Raw genomic sequence first — 3,072 nt, 5'->3', positions numbered from 1 at the left:
GTAAGCGTGGCCAGTAGGCCGCCTTGTTATTGAGCGCGGCTTTTCTGGTAGGCGAGTTTGCCGGCGTGGCGGCGGATGGCGATGGCAGCGACGGCACGTCGAGTGAAGCGCTCGTCGATGTCTTCGGCGTTGTAGGGTCCGCCATACCATTCGCGTAGGTGTTCGTGTTCTTCGTGACTGGGGTCGGCCATGGCATCGAGGAACATCTCGAACCCGGGCAAGCCGCCGACATCTTCGGGCGGGCAGCGCCGGGCGCCATTGACGAAGCGCGGATATTTGACGTCGGGTTCGCCGGGGACGACCGTCTCAAGCGTGATGGTGTGCCGCCAGTCGTCGCCCATGTCGTAGGTGTAGACGAGCTCCCGCACGCCCCGGTCGATGAGGGCCGCGAGCTTCACGTTCTTGGCCGCGGTCATGCCGTTCTCCGGCCACATCGGGTCGGGGATGCCGTAGCGCCGGTCGTCGGCCTCGAAATACCACAGATGGCAATTCTCCCAGCCCATTGCGGTCTGGATGATGTCATGGAGCATCTTGAGGCTGGCGGTGACCGGCACGTCGACCCGGCGCCAGATGACGGGCTCGATGTCGTCCAGGACGATGTGCAGGCGGGCGATGGTTTCGGCGCTCATGCCGCCAGTCTGGCAGGTTCGGGAGACCAGTTCCACGGCATGAGTTCGTCCCAGCGACTGGCAGGCCAGTCACCGGCCACCCTAGCGATGACGTCGGCGATATAGGCCTGCGGGTCGACGCCGTTGGCCTTGCAGGTCTGGATGACGGTGTAGATGGCCGCGGCGCGCTCGCCGCCTGCGCGAGAGCCGGCGAAGAGCCAGTTGCGGCGTCCGACAGCGACACCGCGCAATGCACGCTCCGCGATATTGTTGTCGATCTCCAGGCGACCATCGTCGAGGAAGCGCGACAGTGCCGGCCAGCGCTTCGTGCCGTAGCGACAAGCCTTTGCCATGTCGGACCTGGGCGACAGGCGGCGCAAGCTGGCGTCGAGCACCTCATGCAAGGCCTCGACCAGCGGTTTACTCCGCTCCTGCCTGACGCAGCACCGTATATCGGGTGGTTGGCCGCGGACCTCGGCCTCGACGGCATAAAGCGCGCCGATCCGCTCGAGAATGTCGGTGGACAGCGGCGTCGGCGACCGCTCGTGCAGATCGAAGACCTTGCGCCGGAAATGTGCCCAGCACGCGACCTCGGTGGCGCCACCACGATACAGTCCGTCATAACCGGCATAGGCATCGGCCTGAAGGAAACCGCGGAAACCGGCGAGATGGGCCATCGGGTGCGCGGCGGTGCGGTCGGGCGTGAAGCGATACCAGGTCGCGCGCGGCGCCGTGCCGCCGGACGCCTGGTCATCGGTCGCGTACACCCATAGCCGCCCGGTCGCGGTCTTGCCTCGGCCAGGGTCGAGCACCGGCACGGGCGTGTCGTCGGCATGGATCTTGTCGGCCTTGAGAACTTCGTCGCGGATGCGGCTGACGATGGGGTCGAGGAGCGCGGCGGCCTGTCCGGTCCAGCCCGCCAGCGTCGAGCGGTCGATGTCGAGCCCTTGCGCGGCCATCATCTCGGCCTGGCGGTAGAGCGGCAGATGATGGTCGAACTTGGAGACGACGATATGTGCCAGCGTGGCGAAGGTCGCCTTGCCCCTGGCTACCGCGCTGACCGGCGCCGGTGCCTGGACGATCTTGTCGCAGGACCGGCAGCTGTATTTCGGGCGGATGTTGCGCACGACCCGCCAGTGCACCGGTACGATGTCGAGCATCTCGTGCGCATCGGACCCAAGCGGACGCAGCGCACCACCACAGTCCGGGCAGGTGCAGGCGCCCGATACCGGCTCGTGAACGACCTCCTCGCGCGGCAGATGTCCGGGCAAGCTGCGGACGGGTGCCGGTCGCGTCGCTCCACCGGGGTCGGTCGCCTCAGGCCCAGGCGCATCGCGCTCGGCCTCAAGTTCCTTCAGCGCCAGTTCGAGCTGCTCGATCTCGCGTCCCAGCTTCTCGGACGAGGCACCGAACTGCATCCGCCGCAGCCGGGCGATCTGTCCGCGCAGGGTATCGATGAGCAGGTCGCGGGCGGCCAGCGCGGCATTGGCCCGGGCGAGCGATGCCTCCAGCGCGGCGATCCGCGCGGTGGCATCAGCAGGAGAAACAAGCGCTTCCGACACCCGCATTTCATAGCAGATTGCATGGCAACGGGCGAGCAAAACCGGCGCAAAACCGCCGTTCTCACCCCGCCAGCGTCGGCGTGAACGTCCGCTCGGGGCGTCGCCAGTCGATGCCCTCCAGCAGCATCGACAATTGGGCCGGCGTCAGCACCACTGTGCCGGTCGCGGTCACCGGCCAGACGAAGCGGCCACGGTCCAGGCGCTTGGAAAACAGGCACAGACCCTGCCCATCGAACCACAGCAGCTTGACCAGATGACCGCGCTTGCCGCGGAACGCGAACAGCGCTCCGGAATGCGGGTTCTGCGCCAGCACCTGCTGCACCAGCACCGCCAGGCCATCGAACCCCTTGCGCATGTCGGTCACCCCGCACGCCAGAAATACCCGCGTCGGTAGCGGCACCGGGCTCATCGCAGCACCGACAGCACCCGTGTCAGCGCGCCTGTATCCACCGCGGCATCCACGCTCACCCGCACGCCATCCGGCAGTTCAATATGGATGAACCCCGGTGGACATGGTGCTGGCTGCGGTATCTGCGCGACCGGTTCCGCCACCTGCACTTCGGCGAACACCGGCAACGAAGCCACGACGCCCGCCAGCTTGCCTTCACGCAATTGCTTGCGCCACGTGTAGATCAGGCTGCTCGATACCTCGCGATGCGCGATGACATCGCAGACCCGCACCCCCAGGCGGAATGCCTCGGCCAGGATCTCCAGCTTCTCCGCGTCCGACCATCGCCGTCGACCCGACACACGGCCGACCACCTCCATCCGACCAGTCATACGAGCGCTCGTGTGACCAGTCGTAGAACCGACAACTTCCCGCACCGCCCGCGCCCTCGTCAAAGGCGACAAGCATCCTGACAGCCAGCGCTACCGCAAGGCGGCCTGCTGACCACGCTTAC

The 3,072-nt window shown here is 66.8% G+C and carries 4 protein-coding genes; all 4 read right to left on the bottom strand.

The window, feature by feature from the left end; all coding sequences use genetic code 11:
* Positions 1 to 26: 26 nt before the first annotated feature.
* From ASE59_RS13295 to tnpA, 4 genes are read right to left on the bottom strand one after another with little or no spacing between them, the layout of a single operon-like run.
* Positions 27 to 629: a plasmid pRiA4b ORF-3 family protein gene (locus ASE59_RS13295; RefSeq protein ID WP_056457050.1), complete on the bottom strand. Its 603-nt coding sequence runs from the start codon at positions 627 to 629 to the stop codon at positions 27 to 29.
* Positions 626 to 2,176 carry an IS66 family transposase gene (tnpC, locus tag ASE59_RS13290; protein WP_056457047.1) on the bottom strand — a complete coding sequence of 517 codons (1,551 nt, stop codon included), beginning with the start codon at positions 2,174 to 2,176 and terminating at the stop codon, positions 626 to 628. Before tnpC ends, ASE59_RS13295 begins: the two co-directional genes overlap by 4 nt.
* Before the next feature lie 55 nt (positions 2,177 to 2,231).
* Positions 2,232 to 2,579 (bottom strand): IS66 family insertion sequence element accessory protein TnpB, encoded by a 348-nt coding sequence (gene tnpB / locus ASE59_RS13285; RefSeq protein ID WP_056457044.1) that lies wholly within the window; start codon positions 2,577 to 2,579, stop codon positions 2,232 to 2,234.
* Positions 2,576 to 2,938 (bottom strand): IS66-like element accessory protein TnpA, encoded by a 363-nt coding sequence (tnpA, locus tag ASE59_RS13280; RefSeq protein WP_235515763.1) that lies wholly within the window; start codon positions 2,936 to 2,938, stop codon positions 2,576 to 2,578. Before tnpA ends, tnpB begins: the two co-directional genes overlap by 4 nt.
* Positions 2,939 to 3,072 lie beyond the last annotated feature (134 nt).

The organism is Sphingomonas sp. Leaf10 (assembly GCF_001421245.1).
In the GTDB taxonomy this organism is placed as follows: Bacteria; Pseudomonadota; Alphaproteobacteria; order Sphingomonadales; family Sphingomonadaceae; genus Sphingomonas.
The sequence above is the reverse complement of the archived record's forward strand: the minus strand, read 5'-3'. Positions and strand labels throughout refer to the sequence as shown.